The sequence below is a fragment of the Nocardia sp. NPDC052254 genome (genome assembly GCF_040679495.1).
Lineage (GTDB): Bacteria > Actinomycetota > Actinomycetes > Mycobacteriales > Mycobacteriaceae > Nocardia.
This window is the reverse complement of sequence record NZ_JBFAUW010000004.1, coordinates 427,936-442,381: the sequence shown is the minus strand read 5'-3', so window position 1 is coordinate 442,381 and position 14,446 is coordinate 427,936. Positions and strand designations below refer to the sequence as shown.

Sequence of the window (14,446 nt, the reverse complement as noted above, 5' to 3'; positions counted from 1 at the left end):
GATCGAGCAGAGCGCGCCGTGCCCGCGGAATCCGCGCCACCATTGTGTCGAAGCCGCTCGGCGTCCCCGCTGCGACCGGGCCGGGGAGAAGACAGTGCCCTGCGATCCAGGAGACCGACCCGGTTCCGCAGGGCATTTCGCCGTGTCAGCGCCCGGCCGACCGGGCAACTGTCACTTGCACTGATCGTCGGCGGCGTTGACGTGTTCGAGGTCGGAGGGGAGTTCGACCGGTGCGGCGTCGGCGGACCCGTCCGGTGCCGCGACCGGGGAGCCGAACTCGGCCGGTGTACCGACCGTGCCGGAGAAGTCTGCGCCGAGTGCGACCTCGACGATACTTCCGAGCCCGGGTGCGCTCGCGAGCTTGGCGCCCGGCAGCGCCGAGGCGACCGTGGCCGCCTCCGCCTCGTGACCGGCCGAGTACCGCACGGTGGTGGTGTCGATCGTGCCGCCGGAGTAGTTGCCGACGTTGTAGATCTGGAATCCCTCGGCGCCGAAACGGGTCGCCGCGGTACCGGCGATACCGGTCTGGCCCGATCCGTTGGACACCTGCACCGACACCGTGCTCGGATCGACCGCACTGAGCTGCGGTGGCGTCGGTGCCTGGCTGGGCTTGGGTGCCTCGGGGGCCTTCTTCTCCCCGGGCAGCGGCTGATCGTCGATGATCGCCTGGAAGATCGCCTTGATATCGGATTCGCGCGGAATCTCGTTGCCGTAGGACGTGGTACCGGCGGTCGGGACGGTCAGGAAGGTGATGGCACCACTGCTCATCTTCTGCATCGATCGTCCGAGCATCAGCAAGTCCTTGGTGCTGACGTTGTCCATGAAGGCATGGCTGCTGAATGCGCCGATGAAGCCGTTGAGCTTGCCGATGTCGAACAGCACCTTCGACGACAGCGCACTGCGCAGCAGCGAGGACAGGAACAACTGCTGGCGATGGATGCGGTCGTAGTCGCTGCGTTCCTCGCCCTGGACGTGGCGGGCGCGGACGTAATCCAACGCGGTGGGACCGTTCAGAATCTGGCGGCCCGGGTTGGGGAGAACGGTTCCGAGTTCGTCGTCCACCAGCGGCCGGTTGGTGCACACCTCGACGCCGCCGATGGTGTCGACCATCGATTGAAAACCGCTGAAGTCGATACCCACGAAATGGTTGATCTTGAGCCCGGACAGTCGCCTGATGACATTCGTCAGGCATTTCGGCCCGCCGAGTGCGTAGGTGGCATTGAGCTTGTCGCCGTTGGCAGCCGGGAAGGTCGAGTCGGTGTATTTGGCCGTGTCGTTGTCCCAGCCCGCACATTCGGGGCGGCTGACATCGAGATCACGTGGGAAGGACACTGCCACCACGCGAGAGCGGTCCTTCGGAATGTGAACCATCATCACGGTGTCCGACCGTGCGCCCTCGGCATCCTCGGTGGTTCCGGCGCCCAGACTGCTGTCCACACCCGCGCGAGTGTCGGTGCCGACGATGAGGAAGTTCTCGTCACCGGTCTGGCCACCGGGATCGACGACGTCGCCGGAGTCGCCGTCCAGCGCCGACACCTGGGTGAAGCTGTTGTCGGTGGCGCGCAGGTAGTTCCAGCCGATCCCGGTCGCCAGCAGTGCGACGACCGCGCACAACGTCGAGGTGGACCGGGCCGCCAGCCGGACCCGGCGGCTACGCCGCTGCCGGCTCGCCGCCAGGCGTGAGAGCTTCGGCTTCTCCTCGGGGTCCGCATCCGCCGCGGAAGATGCTGCGGTGGAGCCGGATTCGTCGTCGGGCATGGGGAGTTGATCGGTGACCTGCTCGGGCACGGGTGCCGGCCCGCCGGGTGCTTGCCGATCCGGCGGGGTGTCGGGGCCGGGGGCCCGGTACACGGTGGTGGGCTGGGCATCCTCGGAAGCCGGTGCGGCGGTACGAGTTCCGCCGGTCGCGGCTCGCCCGGCGGCGGCACCCGCGGCATCGAGCGCGGGAGCGGGGGCCGACGCATGCGGATCGGGTCCGGGCCGGCGCGGGGCCGGGCGCTTGCCCCGGGTGGTCTGCTCGGGCGCGGCGGCGCGATTGGACTGTGCGGCACGAGGGTCGGCGCCCTTGCGGCTACGCGGGGTGGCGCCGGTCTCGGCGGGACGCGGCGCGTTCGCCGGTGCGCCGGGTGCTGCGGCGCGGCCGGGGCGGGCGGGCGGCGTCGCAGTGCGTCCGCGGTCGGCAGGCATTCCGGCGTCGCCCACGCGCGGTGCGCCGCCGCGGGCGGGGGGTGCGGCCGGTGGTTGCGCGTTGCGCCCGCCGCGAGGAGCGGCACGGTTCGCACCGGTCGGTGCGGCCGGACGCGCGGCGTCATCCGTTGCACGGCTGCGTTTTCCAGGCTGGCGGGTGCCGCGTTCGGGTTGTGCGGGGCGCCCGGTGGTCTCGCCCGGCGCTTTCCGTCCACCGTCCCCGGCGTCGTCCTTGCGCCGACGGGTGGTGCGCTCGCTGTCGACCCGCTGCACCAGATCCTGGACAGTCAGTTGCTTGGTGGGCTTGGGCTCGTCCGTGCGCCGATTGCGAGGGGCGGCGGCGTTCTCACCGGATTCGGGGCCGGGGTAGCGCTCCCACGGGGCGCGACCTCCGGGCCGGGACGCACGCCCGCGCCGATCGTCGTCACCCACCAACGAACCTCACTTCATTCCATTACTTCGTCACAGTCGACACGCGCGGACATCGCCCGCTACGCGGCGGCCCACGCCATGATAACGATTACGCCACAGTTGGCCACTTCTAAACCAGGAATAACTGTCCGAGCAGGTCAGAGAGTATTTGATTCAGCCTCCGCTGTGCATGACATCGGCGGCCGAGGGAACCGTCCGGTCCTCCGGGTCGTCGAGCCACCCCTCGGGTAGCACCACCTTCGCCGCCGGCGAGCCCTGTCGTCCGCGCGGTCCCTGGGCATCCGCGGGGAACGGGACATCGGGGGGCAGCTGGTCGATGAGTTCGCGCAGCCGCGTGAGACTGCTCACGGTCGCGAAACTGCGGCGCAGTTGCGAGCCGAGCGGGAAGCCCATGAAGTACCAGGCCATGTGCTTGCGGATATCGCGCATGGCCTTGTCTTCGCCGTCATGGTCGACGAGCAGGGTCGCGTGCCGATACAGGATTTCACCGACTCGTCCCAGGTTCGGGCCCTCGGGGATGGGCTCACCGCGCAGTGCGGCGCTGAGCTCGGCGAACAGCCAGGGGCGCCCGAGGCATCCGCGACCGACCACGACACCGTCACAACCGGTTTCGGCGATCATCGTCAGCGCATCGGCGGCGGAGAAGATATCGCCGTTGCCGAGAACCGGAATCGTGGTGACGGCCTCCTTGAGCCGGGCGATGGCCGACCAGTCGGCCTGACCGGAATACAGCTGGGCGGCCGTGCGGGCGTGCAGCGACACCGCGGCCGCGCCCTCCGCCTCGGCGATCCGGCCGGTATCCAGATAGGTCAGATGATCGTCGTCGATGCCGATGCGGAACTTGAACGTCACCGGAACACCGGCGGGCTCGGCCGCGGCGACCATCTCCCGCACGATATCGGCGAACAACCGGCGCTTGTAGGGCAGCGCCGCTCCGCCGCCGAGCCTGGTCACCTTCTTCACCGGGCAGCCGAGATTGAGATCGATGTGATCGGCCCAGCCTTCGCCCACGATGATGCGGACCGCCTCACCGAGGGTTTTGGGATCCACGCCGTAGAGCTGCATCGAGCGCGGCTGCTCGTCGGCGTCGAAGGCCATCATGTGCAGCGTCTTCTCGTGCCGCTCCACCACCGCGCGGGCGGTGATCATCTCGCAGACGTAGATGGAGGTCCGGCTGCCGAACTCCCGGCACAATTTCCGGAACGCGACATTGGTGATGCCCGCCATCGGCGCGAGCACCACCGGCGGATCGACCGAGTAGGGGCCGATCCGCAATCCGGTTCTGGTGTCTAGTGCCGCGGTCACGAGTTCCAGTGTCCCATCCGTGCTGGAGTGGTCGGGCTCACAGGCAGCCCGCTACCTGCGATGACGTATCCGCACCCTGTGCGTGCGGACGGGACCGGCGCCCACAGGCACCGGTCCCGGCCGGAATAGAAATGTCTGATCAGCTGGCGGCGGTGAGGTTGCGTTCGCGCTTGGCGGCCTCGCGGGCCAGCGAGCGGTCGCGCTGCTCCTCGAACTTGACCACGTCCTTGCTCAGCTTCTCCAAGAACTCACCGAGCCGCTCGCGGGTCTGCTCGCCGCGGGCGGTGAAGTCGTCGCGCTCGAAGACACGCCACTTCTTCAGCACCGGCTGGACGACCTCTTCCAGGTGCTGGCGCAGGTCGTAGATGCCGTGCTTGGCCATCAGCACACCGTTGCGGCGGAAGTTCGGCATTCCGGCGCCGGGCATCTGGAAGTTCTCGAGGATCAGGGTGATCGCGTCGAGGGCCTGGTCGGGCGCCAGGTCCAGCGCCGCGCCGCACATGTTGCGGTAGAAGATCATGTGCAGGTTCTCGTCGGCGGCGACGCGCTGCAGCATGCGGTCGGCGATCGGGTCGTCGCAGACCTTGCCGGTGTTGCGGTGGCTGACCCGGGTGGCGAGCTCCTGGAAGGTCACGTAGGCGACCGAATGCAGGAATCCGGCGTCGGCCTCGGCAGGAGAGGCGAAACCGTTGGTCATGTGGATCATGCGGGCCTGTTCGAGGGCGACCGGGTCCACACCGCGGGTGACCACCAGGTAGTCACGCATCACGATGCCGTGCCGGTTCTCCTCGGCGGTCCACCGGCCGACCCAGGTGCCCCAGGCGCCGTCCATGGAGAAGTTCTCGGCGATCTCGCGGTGGTAGGAGGGCAGGTTGTCCTCGGTGAGCAGGTTGGTGATCATCGCGGCCTTGGCGACTTCGCTGAGTGTGGACTGCTCCGGATCCCAGTCGACACCACCCATGGCGGCGAAGTTGCGGCCCTGATCCCACGGCACATAGTCGTGCGGGTGCCATTCCTTGGCCATCGAGAGGTGCCGGTTGACGTTCTCTTCGGCAACCGGCTCCAACTCCGTCAGCAGCTCGAGTTGAGTCAGATCCCTTGCCATACATATGCCCTTCGATGTTGTCCTGCTATATAGCTGGTCGCCCCCTTGTGGCCTGCCGCCGCCGCCCATACCTTACGGCACCGTAGGTGTGATGCGAAGCGCACCTGTACGAGTTCACAGCGTTGCTGACCACTCATATGGGGTGTTGGCACACGGTACCGACCGCATGGAGTGTAAGTGGTGAACCTGTGCGTCACGGTGTATCGCGGGAGAAATCCGAACGTTAGCTTCGAATCCGGACTCTCGGTGAAATTTGCTGGTCGCGGTTGTTTCATGACGCGGCCGGGGGGTAGATCGACGGAGGGCCGGAGCGACGTCGCTCCGGCCTCCCGCTGGTGCCCCCACCAGGGCTCGAACCTGGGACCTGCGGATTAAAAGTCCGTAGCTCTACCAACTGAGCTATAGGGGCGCGAGGCGCAAGTCTAAGTGTTTCGCGCGCGGAAGTGGTAACCGGTATCTGGGTGGCGGTGTGGCGGTGGGTATCCGCGCTGGTCGCGGACGGGTGTCGCGGCCCGGTTCGAGCCGCGGTGTGCGGCCCGGGAGGGCCGATGCCGACTGCGCGCCGGCCGCGGCGGTGGCGTCGAGCCGGGGTCATTCGGCGGGGGAACGAGCCCCGGCGAATGGTGCGTCGTGGGGTGATGGCCTGGCAATCTCCTTGCTCAACAATTTGTTTCAGCGCGGAAGTATGGAAGCATTAGCCAAACGTAGTGCGTGGCAACATATTTGGTACGGAGGTGGTCGTATCGATGGAACCGCCCGGCAGGCGGCGCAGCGGCCGGAGCGAGTGGCGGATCGATGCGGTGTCGGTGTGTGACGATGAACATTGCTGGGGCGAGGCGAGATTCACGTGTGCGGCCGCCAACAAGGCATTTGCCGCGATCGGTCGCGATTTCCGGCCCGGATGACTTTCCGGTACCCGACACGCCGGTCTCGGATTACGGGTACGGTTATCGCTTGGTGAATTCCGGCGGAACCGGGAACTCTTCCGGCGGTTGGGAATCGGCCGAAGGTTGTTATATCCGAAAGTGTCGCGACCGGCCAGGGTGGTCACGGCGCCGCAGAGGCGACGTCGCGGGAGGCGTATCCGAGACGAATGAACCCGGGTGCGCACCCCCTGCGGCGCACCCGGGCGTCGAAACTATACCAGCCGGTGTGTTTCAGGTATTCCTGCGAATTTTCGAACCAAAGTCTGAAAACCGGGCAGTGGCCCGGACTCAAAGTAATTGAAAATCTTATGACTTCTCGTCGAGGGCCGTCCTTCTCGGTTCCTCGGGCGGCAAGCAGCTTCGGAGGCGTTTCGAGCATGGCACGGCAGCAAGAGCGGGCCCGCCGGACACGAGCGGCGATCATCAGGTCCGCCGCCGTTGAATTCGGCAAGAGCGGTTATGCCGCGGCATCGCTGAATCGCATATTGGAAGGCTCCCGCGCGACCAAGGGTGCGATGTACTTCCATTTCGATTCCAAGGAAGATCTGGCCCGGGCGGTGCTGGACGCTGCCCTCGAACGCTATCGATCCACCAGTGAAAGATGGCAGGCGCGAACGGATCTCGAGCCGCTGGACATCCTGCACGGGATGATCGACGAGGTGGCCCTGCGGCTGGACAACGACATCATCACCCAGGCGGAGTTCCGGCTCGTCATCGAACCGGAGTTCTATCAGGACGCGCGTGTCGGAGGCAGCCGGATCGTCGGCCGCACGACGCGCGAGCTCGCGGTGCGGGCTGTGGACCGCAAACAGTTGCGCCCGGACGCCGACCCGGATCGGTTCACCCGCACCCTGGCGGCCTCGCTCGCCGGGCAGCGCTACATCGTCGATCTTCTCGGCGGTGGTGTCGATCTGCGCACTCGATTCACCGAGGCGCTGGAGGTGATCATCGAGGCGATGGCCACTCCCGAGTGGCTCGATGAATTCCGCCGCCACGGCTGGCGTGCCTCCGCTCGCCTCGAGGACCTGAATCTGGGCCTCTGACCAGCCGATTTGGGAATAGCGCAACCCCTGTCATAAGCTATGCGAGCTCCCAACGGAAGCCGTTGAGAAACGGCCGGAGAGATCCGGCGGGCCCCCTTCGTCTAGCGGCCTAGGACGCCGCCCTTTCAAGGCGGTAGCGCGGGTTCGAATCCCGTAGGGGGTACGGTGGCAACACTGTTGGAGCATGCAAGGCCCTGTAGCGCAGTTGGTTAGCGCGCCGCCCTGTCACGGCGGAGGTCGCGGGTTCGAGTCCCGTCAGGGTCGCTTTGTTATACGGCATTCGGTACGGGTGCCTCCGGCCAGGTAGCTCAGTTGGTACGAGCGTCCGCCTGAAAAGCGGAAGGTCGCCGGTTCGATCCCGGCCTTGGCCACTTTCAATCCCCTCGATCACCTGGTCGGGGGGATTTTTCGTGTTCTTCGGCAACCGGGGTCGGTGCCAGGATTGACCGCTGTTGTCCGGCCTGACCCGCCCTGTGTCGCACGTTCGTTGCACGGGCGGACCACGGTGAATTCACCGGCCGGTCTGCCCGGCTGGAGCGGCAGCGGGGGCGATGCGCCACAGGACACCCGGTTGCACCGGGGTATCTTGCGGGCGCGAGATCGCCGGATCGGGCTCCGGCGTCGAGTGGCTGTGCGATGGCAGCGACACACGGCGCGCTGTGCGACCGCGTTCTCGGAGGAGCTCGCGACCGGGGCGGGATCATTCGCGCGGCCGGTGCCGGGGCGCGAGTCGTCATGGTGAGTGCGTGCGCATCCTGTCAGGGGTCTTGTCAGGACGGTGACAGCTCGATGTCAGGACCGCACGCGATGGTTTCTTCCGTCACCGGTTCCGGCTCGGCGGCAACGACGTCGAGCCGGACAGATTCGAAGGAGCACACCATCATGTCGATCATCGTCACCCTCACCGACCAGGACAAGGCCACCCTGCGGACCGCCGCCTACGGCGCCGTATCGCTGATGGCCGCCGCCGATGTCACCGGCAAACCCCACCGGGCCTCGACCCGGGGCGCCCTCGCGCTGACCTCCGTGACCGGTCCGGTCGGGCACGTACTCGCCGCGAAATCGCGTGACATCACACTGACCGGCAAATCCGTCGCCGAACTCGCCGACCACGTCCTGCCGGCACTGACCGCCGCCATGGACACCCTCGCGCGACAGGATCGTGTCGAGGCCGACAACTTCCGCAGCGCCGTTCTGGTCGCCGTCGAGGCCACCCGGACCCGCCGGGACGACCCCAGCCCCGTCCGGGACGAGATGGCCCGCAAGATCACCGCGGCCCTGGACGCCTCCACCGGGCTGTCCTGATCGGGGCGGCGTGGCCGGGACGCACGGCGAGCGACGGTGCCCGGCAATCGATGTCGCTCGCCCGAGGTGCCGGCCGGCTACTTCAGCACATTCACCGCGCGGGCGATGACCAGGGCGGCGGTGATCAGCGACAGTGCCGATTCGGCCATCATCAGCGTCTTGGCCCAGCGGGACATGGGCATCACGTCGGTGGGGCTGAAGGCGGTGGCGTTGGTGAACGACAGGTAGAGGTAGTCGAGGAATTCGGGTTCCCAGTCCGCGGGGGACAGGTCGGGGTTCTGCATCTGGACGAAGAGGAAGTCGGGGAGAGGCTTGCGGGCGTGGGCCCTGGCGGCGGGGCCGCCGCGGTCGAATTCCCAGTACCAGAGCGCGAATACGGTGACATTGGTCAGCCAGATGGCCGCACCCGAGCCGAGGAGGACGGGTGGGTCGTTGCTGAGGGTGCCGTCGAGCAGGCCCGCCACGAGGCCGAACACCTGCCAGGCGGTGGCGAAACCCAGCAGTGCGGCCATACCCAGGCTGCACCAGCGCAGCCAGACCTCCTCCCGGTCCAGGCGAACCGGGCTGCTCACCACGAGCACGATCAGCAGCAGCACCTCGAGTGCGGGGAGCAGCCAGACCGGTCGCAGCTGGAAATGTGCGGGCAGCAGCAGTTGCAGGACGATGATGCCGACGATGGCGGCCGTTGCCGCCCAGCGTGATTCGCCCGCGGTGCGGCGCGCCCAGGCGGGGACCTGGTCGCCGGAGTCGTCCGCGGAACTGCTTCCACGAGAGCTGTTGTCGCCGGTGGAACTGTCGTTCTCGGAGCCGCTCACCTGAGCAAGTATTGCCCGCGGCCACCGGGTTCACCCGCAGGAACGCGGAAGCCGCCGCCCGGTGCGGCGTCGAAGATCGAGCCGGGTGTGGTGAATCGACCGGTATGCCCCGGGCCCGTCGTATTGTGAGGAGTTCCAACCGGGGTCCGTCGGCACCATGGAGGTACGAGGTCATGACATCGGTTCGCGGACTCGCATCGGCCGGTGCGATCGCTGTGCTACTGGGCTTGTCGGCGGGTGTCGCGCGCGCGGACACGATTCCGTTCCAGCTCGACCCCGCCCCGTACGGGAATCCGAACGGCAGTGTCGATTCGCTGCCCGCCCACTGTGTCGCCATCACCGGTGAGCGGCCCGGCGAGATCAGGATCACCGGGGCGGATCCGAGGGGCTGGGGATGCTATTCGGCGCCGTTGCGGTGGGTGAATCTTTCCACCGGCGCCTCGGGTGCGGCCCGGCTCTCCGACGGGTTGAACGGCATTCCGCCCGCGGCCATTGTCGACACGGGCAGTGGGCAGGTCGCCGTCGTCGTCCTCTCCGGTGGTAGGTACACACCCGGCGTCGTCACCACCTGGGTTCCGTAGCCGGTCCACCCCGGCCGGCCACGTGGTCGAGTCACGCCGACGAGGCCGTGCGCTCGCCCGATCCGCTCCGTTTCGGTGCCGTGCGCACCCCGCCGTAGATACCGCGGCGGACGATGTAGCGCTGCAGCGAACCGATGGTCCACCGGGGGAAGCGGAAGCCGCGGCCGTTCGGGGCGAACACCAGCAGGCCGTCGTGCTGGACGCCGAGCACCGATCCCCACCGCCGTCGCGGTGGGCGGTAGGCCCGCAGCGGCGAACCGGCCATCGCCGAACGGATATTGCGGACCAGCAGCTTGTGTCCCTGGTTACGCGCCGAGGTGCGCAGTCGATCGGTGGCCGCGACATCGCCCACCGCGAAGATGTCGTCGTGGCCCTCGACGCGCAGGGTCGGGAGCACTCGCACGAAACCCCGATCGTCGAGGATGTCCGGCGGTACCCAGGCGGTATTGGGCCGGACCCGTCCGATTGCCCAGACGACGACATCCGCCGCTGTGGGCGGTTGTCCGGTGGACCAGCCGACGGGACCGGAGGTGAGCTGCCGGGCCTCGTCGCCCGGCGGCGGTATCGCGCGGTGCCCGGGGTGGAGTGTGACGCCGAGTCCGGTGAGCCGAGCCTCGATCCGCCGCCACACGCGCGAGTGGTGTTCGGGCAGAGCGCGTTCCCCGGGAAAATAGAGATGAACGTCTTTCGCGGGCCAGCGTTCGGACACTTGCGCCGCGCAGCTCATCGCGGCAGCACCACCGCCGATGACCGCCACCGTCCCGGCATCGGCGACACGCTGATGTGCCGCAGCGAGATCCGCGTCCACCTCGGCATCGCTTTGCACGGTGGGGTGCCGCCAGAAGCCGTTGGTCACGCCGGTGGCGATCACCAGGAGTTCGTACGGTTCGTCGTCGGTCGACCCATCGGGGTGGTGTACCCGCACGGTTCGGGCGGAGGTGTCGATCGCGACGGCGCTGCCGTGCACGATCCGCATCCGGTCGAGGCCCCGGAATCGGTCGTAGGCGATGCGGTGGTCGCGCATCCACTCCTGCGGCCGGGCCAGCCGCATGCCGAGTTCCTGACCGCTGACCAAACCCGGTTTCGCGGTGATGCCCGTGACGTCGGCGAAGCGCGCGAGCCCGATACCGGTGAGGATGCCGGTATCGCCCAACCCGACGATCAGTACCCGGGGCCTGGTCATGCCGCGCGCTTGCGAGGCGGCAGCGGCACGAACACCGAAACCCGTTGCACCACATCGTGGTAGGCGGGCCGTCGTTGCAGACTGCGCTGCTCCATCATCGGAATGCTGACGCCGAGGAACATGGCCAGCATGGTGAGGGCGCCGACGAGTACCCACCAGCTACCCGGTGCCGCGGCCAGGCCGAACAGTGCGAACGACAGCCAGACACAGACCTCGCCGAAATAGTTCGGGTGCCGCGACCAGGCCCATACCCCCTGATCCATGACCTGTCCCGGGGATTTGGTGGCCGCGAAGCGATGCATCTGCAGATCGGCGACGGTTTCGATGGTGACCGCACCGACTCCGATCACGAAGGCGACGATGTCGAGTACTCCGAATGCCTCGCCGGCCCTGGTGGCCACGACGTACACCGGTATCAGCCCGAGGAAGACCTGCAGTGTCGGAAAGACATGGATACCGAAGAGATCGGCGGCGATTTCGAATCGGCCCGCCCGCTCGCGCACCATCGGATATCGCCAATCCTCGTGCCGCAGACCGGTGAACGTATGGATCCAGTTGCCGGTGAGGCGCACGGCCCACACCAGCATGATCACCATCATCAGCCACCAGCGCGCGGTGTCGGCGATCTCGCCGGCGTCGATCCACCAGTAGAAGGCCAGCAGTGGCGGTGCGACGCTCCAATACGGATCGTAGAAACTGGAATTCCGGTAGATCCGGCTCGCCACGAAGATGACGACGGTGGCGATCAGATCCGCGATCAACCCGTCGAGCCATGCCCGACCACTGCCCGGCCCCCACACCAGCCATGCGAGCCCGGCAAGGACGGCGATCACATAGGCGGCTGTTACTCGAACCAAGGCGGACGCTCTACCCATGGGCGTACCTTATGCACCACCCGGCCGTCCGGAATGCCGAATTCGTTATCCGGAGATGAACCGGTCGAGGCGGCGGGCGGTCTCCTCGGTGTGAATGAGGGCGCCGATTTCGCTGCGTTCCAGGGCATACCCGTCGCCCGTCCCGGCCGCGTCGATGCAGCGTTTGGCGGCGGCATACGCCGCGGGTGGCAGTCCGGCCAGGCGCTCGGCGAGGGCCGTTGCGGCGGAATCGACATCGTCGACCGCCCACTGCACCACTCCGAGGCGTTCGGCCGTGGCGCCGTCGACCAGCTCGGCGCCGAGAATCAGCCGGTACGCGGTGGCCGGGCCGACCAGGCGGGTCAATCGCTGGGTGCCGCCCGCGCCCGGCAGCAGACCGATCCCCACTTCGGGCAGCCCGATCTTGGCGCCGGTGCGCGCGATCCGGAAGTCACAGGACAGCGCCAGTTCGAAACCGCCTCCGGTGGCCGCACCGTCGATCGCCGCGATGGTGGGCTTGGCCGATGCCGCGACCGTCGCGAATGCCTCCTGGAGCAGCAGGCAGAACTTCTCCAGGCGCTGTCCACGGTCGGGCAGTTCCCGCCAGGAATCCATCATGGCGATGTCCGCGCCGGCGCAGAACACCTTCCTGGCACTGCGGACCACGATCGCTCCGACCGCCGGATCAGCGTCCAGTTCTGCTGTTGCCAGGGCGAATTCGTGAGCCTGCTGTTCGTCGAAGGCATTCACCGGTGCGCGATCCAGGGTGATGGTGCCCACGGCGCCGTTGCGAGAAGTGGTGACTGTCACTGTATTTCACTCCATGAGATGTCGATATGTCTGCGCGGCACCGGAAGTGAGCAATGTCGGCAGCACGAAACGCAGCTGTGCCCGGATGTACTCGTCGACGGTGTAGCGCGACGCGAAATGCCAATGTTTGAGTGCCCAGGTGTGGGCCAGCATCATCAGGTTGAACACCACCAGATCCGGATCCAGATCGTTCATCAGCCCGGCCGCGATACCGCTCTCGACGGCGGTGCGCAGCGGTGCCGAGGTCTCGACCTCGAGTTCCTTGATCCGGTCCCGTCCCTCCGGATCCAGCGTCCGGCTCTCACGGTAGGTGAGAACGACCGCGTCGAGGTTCTCCTCGACGATCTCCACATAGCGCCGGAATCCCGCCGCGAGCCGCTCCACCGGGTCCTCGCCGACGGCGTCCATTGCCGGATCGAGCTCGTCCCGGAAGGAGTCGAGAATATCGACGATGGCGGCCAGCAGCAGATCTTCCTTACCGCCGAAATACTTGTAGATCAGCCCGACACTGACATCGGCCTGTTCCGCGAGTGCCTGCATCGACATCTGATGAAATCCGGTGGTCTGCATGACGGCGACGGCGGCATTGAGGAGCTGGCGTCGGCGCGAACTCGTCCGCACCGCGCGCACCGCCTCCTCGAGTTCCATCGGTGCGGTTCTCTTCGCCATCGGGCATACCCTTCTGTAATGCAGTCGAATGAACGACGATTCACTCAACTGTAGAGTGGCCGGCCGTCGATCAGATCCCCAGGTCCTTGGCGATGATCGTCTTCATGATCTCGGTGGTTCCGCCGTAGATGCTCTGGATGCGCGCATCGACGAAGGCCCGCGACACCGCGTATTCGCGCATGTAGCCGTAGCCACCGTGCAGTTGCAGGCACCTGTCGGCGACGCGCATCTGCAGTTCGGTGGTCCACCATTTCAGCCGCGCCGCGCGGGCCGCGGTGAGGCCGCCATCGATATGTTCGGCGAGGCAGTCGTCGATGAAGGTTCGCGCGATATCCAGTTCGGTGTCCAGCTCGGCGAGGACGAACTGGGTGTTCTGGAAGGACGAGACCGGACTGCCGAACGCCGTGCGTTCCCGGACGTAGTCGAGGGTCTGTGCCAGCACCCCCTCGGCCGCGGCGACCGCGCCGATCGACAGCGACAACCGCTCCTGGGGCAGGTTGCGGACCAGTTGGTAGAAGCCCGCCCCCTCCTCGCCCAGCCGATTGGCGACCGGCACCCGCATATCGGTGAAGGTCAGCTCGCTGGTGTCCTGTGCGTGCAGGCCGATCTTCTCCAGATTGCGGCCGCGCTCGAATCCGGGGGTGCTCGACTCGACCACCAGCAGGGTGAGTCCCTTGTGCTTGTCCTGCGAGGTCCGTACCGCGACGACGAACAGATCGCCGTTCTGGCCGTTGGAGATGAAGGTCTTGCTGCCGTTGACGATGTAGTCGTCGCCGTCGCGTACCGCGGTGGTGCGGATGCCGGTCAGGTCGCTACCGGTGCCCGGCTCGGTCATGGCGATCCCGAGCACCGTCTCGCCGGTGACGACGCCGGGAAGCCAGCGGGCCTTCTGCGCGTCGTCGGTCAGGTCGGTCAGATAGGGCAGCACCACATCGTTCTGCAGTGAGAAGGCGATGCCGGCCGATGCCGCACCGGCCCGGTTGATCTCCTCGATCACGATGGCGTGATAGCGGAAATCCTCCACTCCCGGACCGCCGAACGGCTCCGGCACCGGGAATCCCAGCAGGCCGAGCTTGCCGGCCTCGGTGAACAGTGATCGGTCCAGACAGCCCGCCCGCTCCCAATCCTCGTGCACCGGGGTGACGGTCTGCTGCACGAAATCCCGGACCACCTGGCGGAACTGGCGGTGTTCGGAGTCGTACTCGAGTCGTGCGTTCATCGGTGATGACCT

Annotated in this window: 13 protein-coding genes and 4 tRNA genes; 6 read left to right on the top strand and 11 right to left on the bottom strand. The window is 67.1% G+C overall.

Annotation, left to right across the window (positions count from 1 at the left end):
• Nucleotides 1-171: 171 nt before the first annotated feature.
• The 4 genes from AB0L57_RS14070 to AB0L57_RS14055 form a co-directional block, all read right to left on the bottom strand.
• Entirely contained in the window at nt 172-2,619 is a 2,448-nt protein-coding gene (locus AB0L57_RS14070; protein WP_364961249.1) for an LCP family protein, read from the bottom strand.
• Nucleotides 2,620-2,772: 153 nt separating this feature from the next.
• Complete coding sequence (gene dusB, locus AB0L57_RS14065; RefSeq protein ID WP_364961386.1) at nt 2,773-3,894, bottom strand: tRNA dihydrouridine synthase DusB; 1,122 nt, start codon at nt 3,892-3,894, stop codon at nt 2,773-2,775.
• A gap of 169 nt (nt 3,895-4,063) precedes the next feature.
• Complete coding sequence (locus AB0L57_RS14060; protein WP_364961247.1) at nt 4,064-5,029, bottom strand: acyl-ACP desaturase; 966 nt, start codon at nt 5,027-5,029, stop codon at nt 4,064-4,066.
• A gap of 333 nt (nt 5,030-5,362) precedes the next feature.
• A tRNA-Lys gene (locus AB0L57_RS14055) sits at nt 5,363-5,438 on the bottom strand.
• 894 nt (nt 5,439-6,332) lie between these two features.
• On the opposite strand from AB0L57_RS14055, the gene AB0L57_RS14050 reads away from it, so the two are divergent.
• The 4 genes from AB0L57_RS14050 to AB0L57_RS14035 all read left to right on the top strand — a co-directional run bounded on the left by AB0L57_RS14050 (nt 6,333) and on the right by AB0L57_RS14035 (nt 7,369).
• Nucleotides 6,333-6,998 (top strand): TetR family transcriptional regulator, encoded by a 666-nt coding sequence (locus AB0L57_RS14050; protein ID WP_364961245.1) that lies wholly within the window; start codon nt 6,333-6,335, stop codon nt 6,996-6,998.
• Between the two features lie 90 nt (nt 6,999-7,088).
• A tRNA-Glu gene (locus AB0L57_RS14045) sits at nt 7,089-7,161 on the top strand.
• A 27-nt stretch (nt 7,162-7,188) separates the two neighbouring features.
• Nucleotides 7,189-7,262: transfer RNA gene (locus tag AB0L57_RS14040), tRNA-Asp, on the top strand.
• 33 nt (nt 7,263-7,295) lie between these two features.
• A tRNA-Phe gene (locus tag AB0L57_RS14035) sits at nt 7,296-7,369 on the top strand.
• A 399-nt stretch (nt 7,370-7,768) separates the two neighbouring features.
• Here AB0L57_RS14035 and AB0L57_RS14030 read toward each other — a convergent pair.
• Nucleotides 7,769-7,891 (bottom strand): hypothetical protein, encoded by a 123-nt coding sequence (locus tag AB0L57_RS14030; RefSeq protein WP_364961243.1) that lies wholly within the window; start codon nt 7,889-7,891, stop codon nt 7,769-7,771.
• Here AB0L57_RS14030 and AB0L57_RS14025 point away from each other — a divergent pair.
• Nucleotides 7,881-8,303 (top strand): hypothetical protein, encoded by a 423-nt coding sequence (locus tag AB0L57_RS14025; RefSeq protein ID WP_364961241.1) that lies wholly within the window; start codon nt 7,881-7,883, stop codon nt 8,301-8,303. The genes AB0L57_RS14030 and AB0L57_RS14025 overlap by 11 nt on opposite strands.
• Nucleotides 8,304-8,380: 77 nt before the next feature.
• Here the strand turns inward: AB0L57_RS14025 and AB0L57_RS14020 are convergent, their stop codons facing one another.
• Nucleotides 8,381-9,118: a hypothetical protein gene (locus AB0L57_RS14020; RefSeq protein WP_364961239.1), complete on the bottom strand. Its 738-nt coding sequence runs from the start codon at nt 9,116-9,118 to the stop codon at nt 8,381-8,383.
• 173 nt (nt 9,119-9,291) lie between these two features.
• On the opposite strand from AB0L57_RS14020, the gene AB0L57_RS14015 reads away from it, so the two are divergent.
• Entirely contained in the window at nt 9,292-9,699 is a 408-nt protein-coding gene (locus AB0L57_RS14015; protein ID WP_364961237.1) for a hypothetical protein, read from the top strand.
• A gap of 31 nt (nt 9,700-9,730) precedes the next feature.
• On the opposite strand, the gene AB0L57_RS14010 is transcribed toward AB0L57_RS14015, so the two are convergent.
• The 5 genes from AB0L57_RS14010 to AB0L57_RS13990 all read right to left on the bottom strand — a co-directional run bounded on the left by AB0L57_RS14010 (nt 9,731) and on the right by AB0L57_RS13990 (nt 14,434).
• Nucleotides 9,731-10,882, bottom strand: a complete 1,152-nt coding sequence (locus tag AB0L57_RS14010) for an FAD-dependent oxidoreductase (RefSeq protein WP_364961235.1) — start codon at nt 10,880-10,882, stop codon at nt 9,731-9,733.
• Nucleotides 10,879-11,757 carry a DUF1295 domain-containing protein gene (locus AB0L57_RS14005; protein WP_364961233.1) on the bottom strand — a complete coding sequence of 293 codons (879 nt, stop codon included), beginning with the start codon at nt 11,755-11,757 and terminating at the stop codon, nt 10,879-10,881. The genes AB0L57_RS14010 and AB0L57_RS14005 overlap by 4 nt, the downstream gene beginning before the upstream one ends.
• Before the next feature lie 45 nt (nt 11,758-11,802).
• Nucleotides 11,803-12,546 (bottom strand): enoyl-CoA hydratase/isomerase family protein, encoded by a 744-nt coding sequence (locus AB0L57_RS14000; RefSeq protein ID WP_364961231.1) that lies wholly within the window; start codon nt 12,544-12,546, stop codon nt 11,803-11,805.
• Nucleotides 12,547-12,552: 6 nt separating this feature from the next.
• The gene (locus AB0L57_RS13995) at nt 12,553-13,215 is read right to left on the bottom strand and encodes a TetR/AcrR family transcriptional regulator (RefSeq protein ID WP_364961229.1); all 663 of its coding nucleotides are present in this window, start codon (nt 13,213-13,215) and stop codon (nt 12,553-12,555) included.
• 70 nt (nt 13,216-13,285) lie between these two features.
• Entirely contained in the window at nt 13,286-14,434 is a 1,149-nt protein-coding gene (locus AB0L57_RS13990) for an acyl-CoA dehydrogenase family protein (RefSeq protein WP_364961227.1), read from the bottom strand.
• Nucleotides 14,435-14,446 lie beyond the last annotated feature (12 nt).

Excerpts from the sequence above, each read along its gene's own strand:
- AB0L57_RS14060 (WP_364961247.1), bottom strand. The coding sequence starts at position 5,029 with ATGGCAAGGGATCTGACTCAACTCGAGCTGCTGACGGAGTTGGAGCCG.
- AB0L57_RS14050 (WP_364961245.1), top strand. The coding sequence starts at position 6,333 with ATGGCACGGCAGCAAGAGCGGGCCCGCCGGACACGAGCGGCGATCATC.
- AB0L57_RS14025 (WP_364961241.1), top strand. The coding sequence starts at position 7,881 with ATGTCGATCATCGTCACCCTCACCGACCAGGACAAGGCCACCCTGCGG.
- AB0L57_RS14030 (WP_364961243.1), bottom strand. The coding sequence starts at position 7,891 with ATGATCGACATGATGGTGTGCTCCTTCGAATCTGTCCGGCTCGACGTC.
- AB0L57_RS14015 (WP_364961237.1), top strand. The coding sequence starts at position 9,292 with ATGACATCGGTTCGCGGACTCGCATCGGCCGGTGCGATCGCTGTGCTA.
- AB0L57_RS14010 (WP_364961235.1), bottom strand. The coding sequence starts at position 10,882 with ATGACCAGGCCCCGGGTACTGATCGTCGGGTTGGGCGATACCGGCATC.
- AB0L57_RS14005 (WP_364961233.1), bottom strand. The coding sequence starts at position 11,757 with ATGGGTAGAGCGTCCGCCTTGGTTCGAGTAACAGCCGCCTATGTGATC.
- AB0L57_RS13995 (WP_364961229.1), bottom strand. The coding sequence starts at position 13,215 with ATGGCGAAGAGAACCGCACCGATGGAACTCGAGGAGGCGGTGCGCGCG.
- AB0L57_RS13990 (WP_364961227.1), bottom strand. The coding sequence starts at position 14,434 with ATGAACGCACGACTCGAGTACGACTCCGAACACCGCCAGTTCCGCCAG.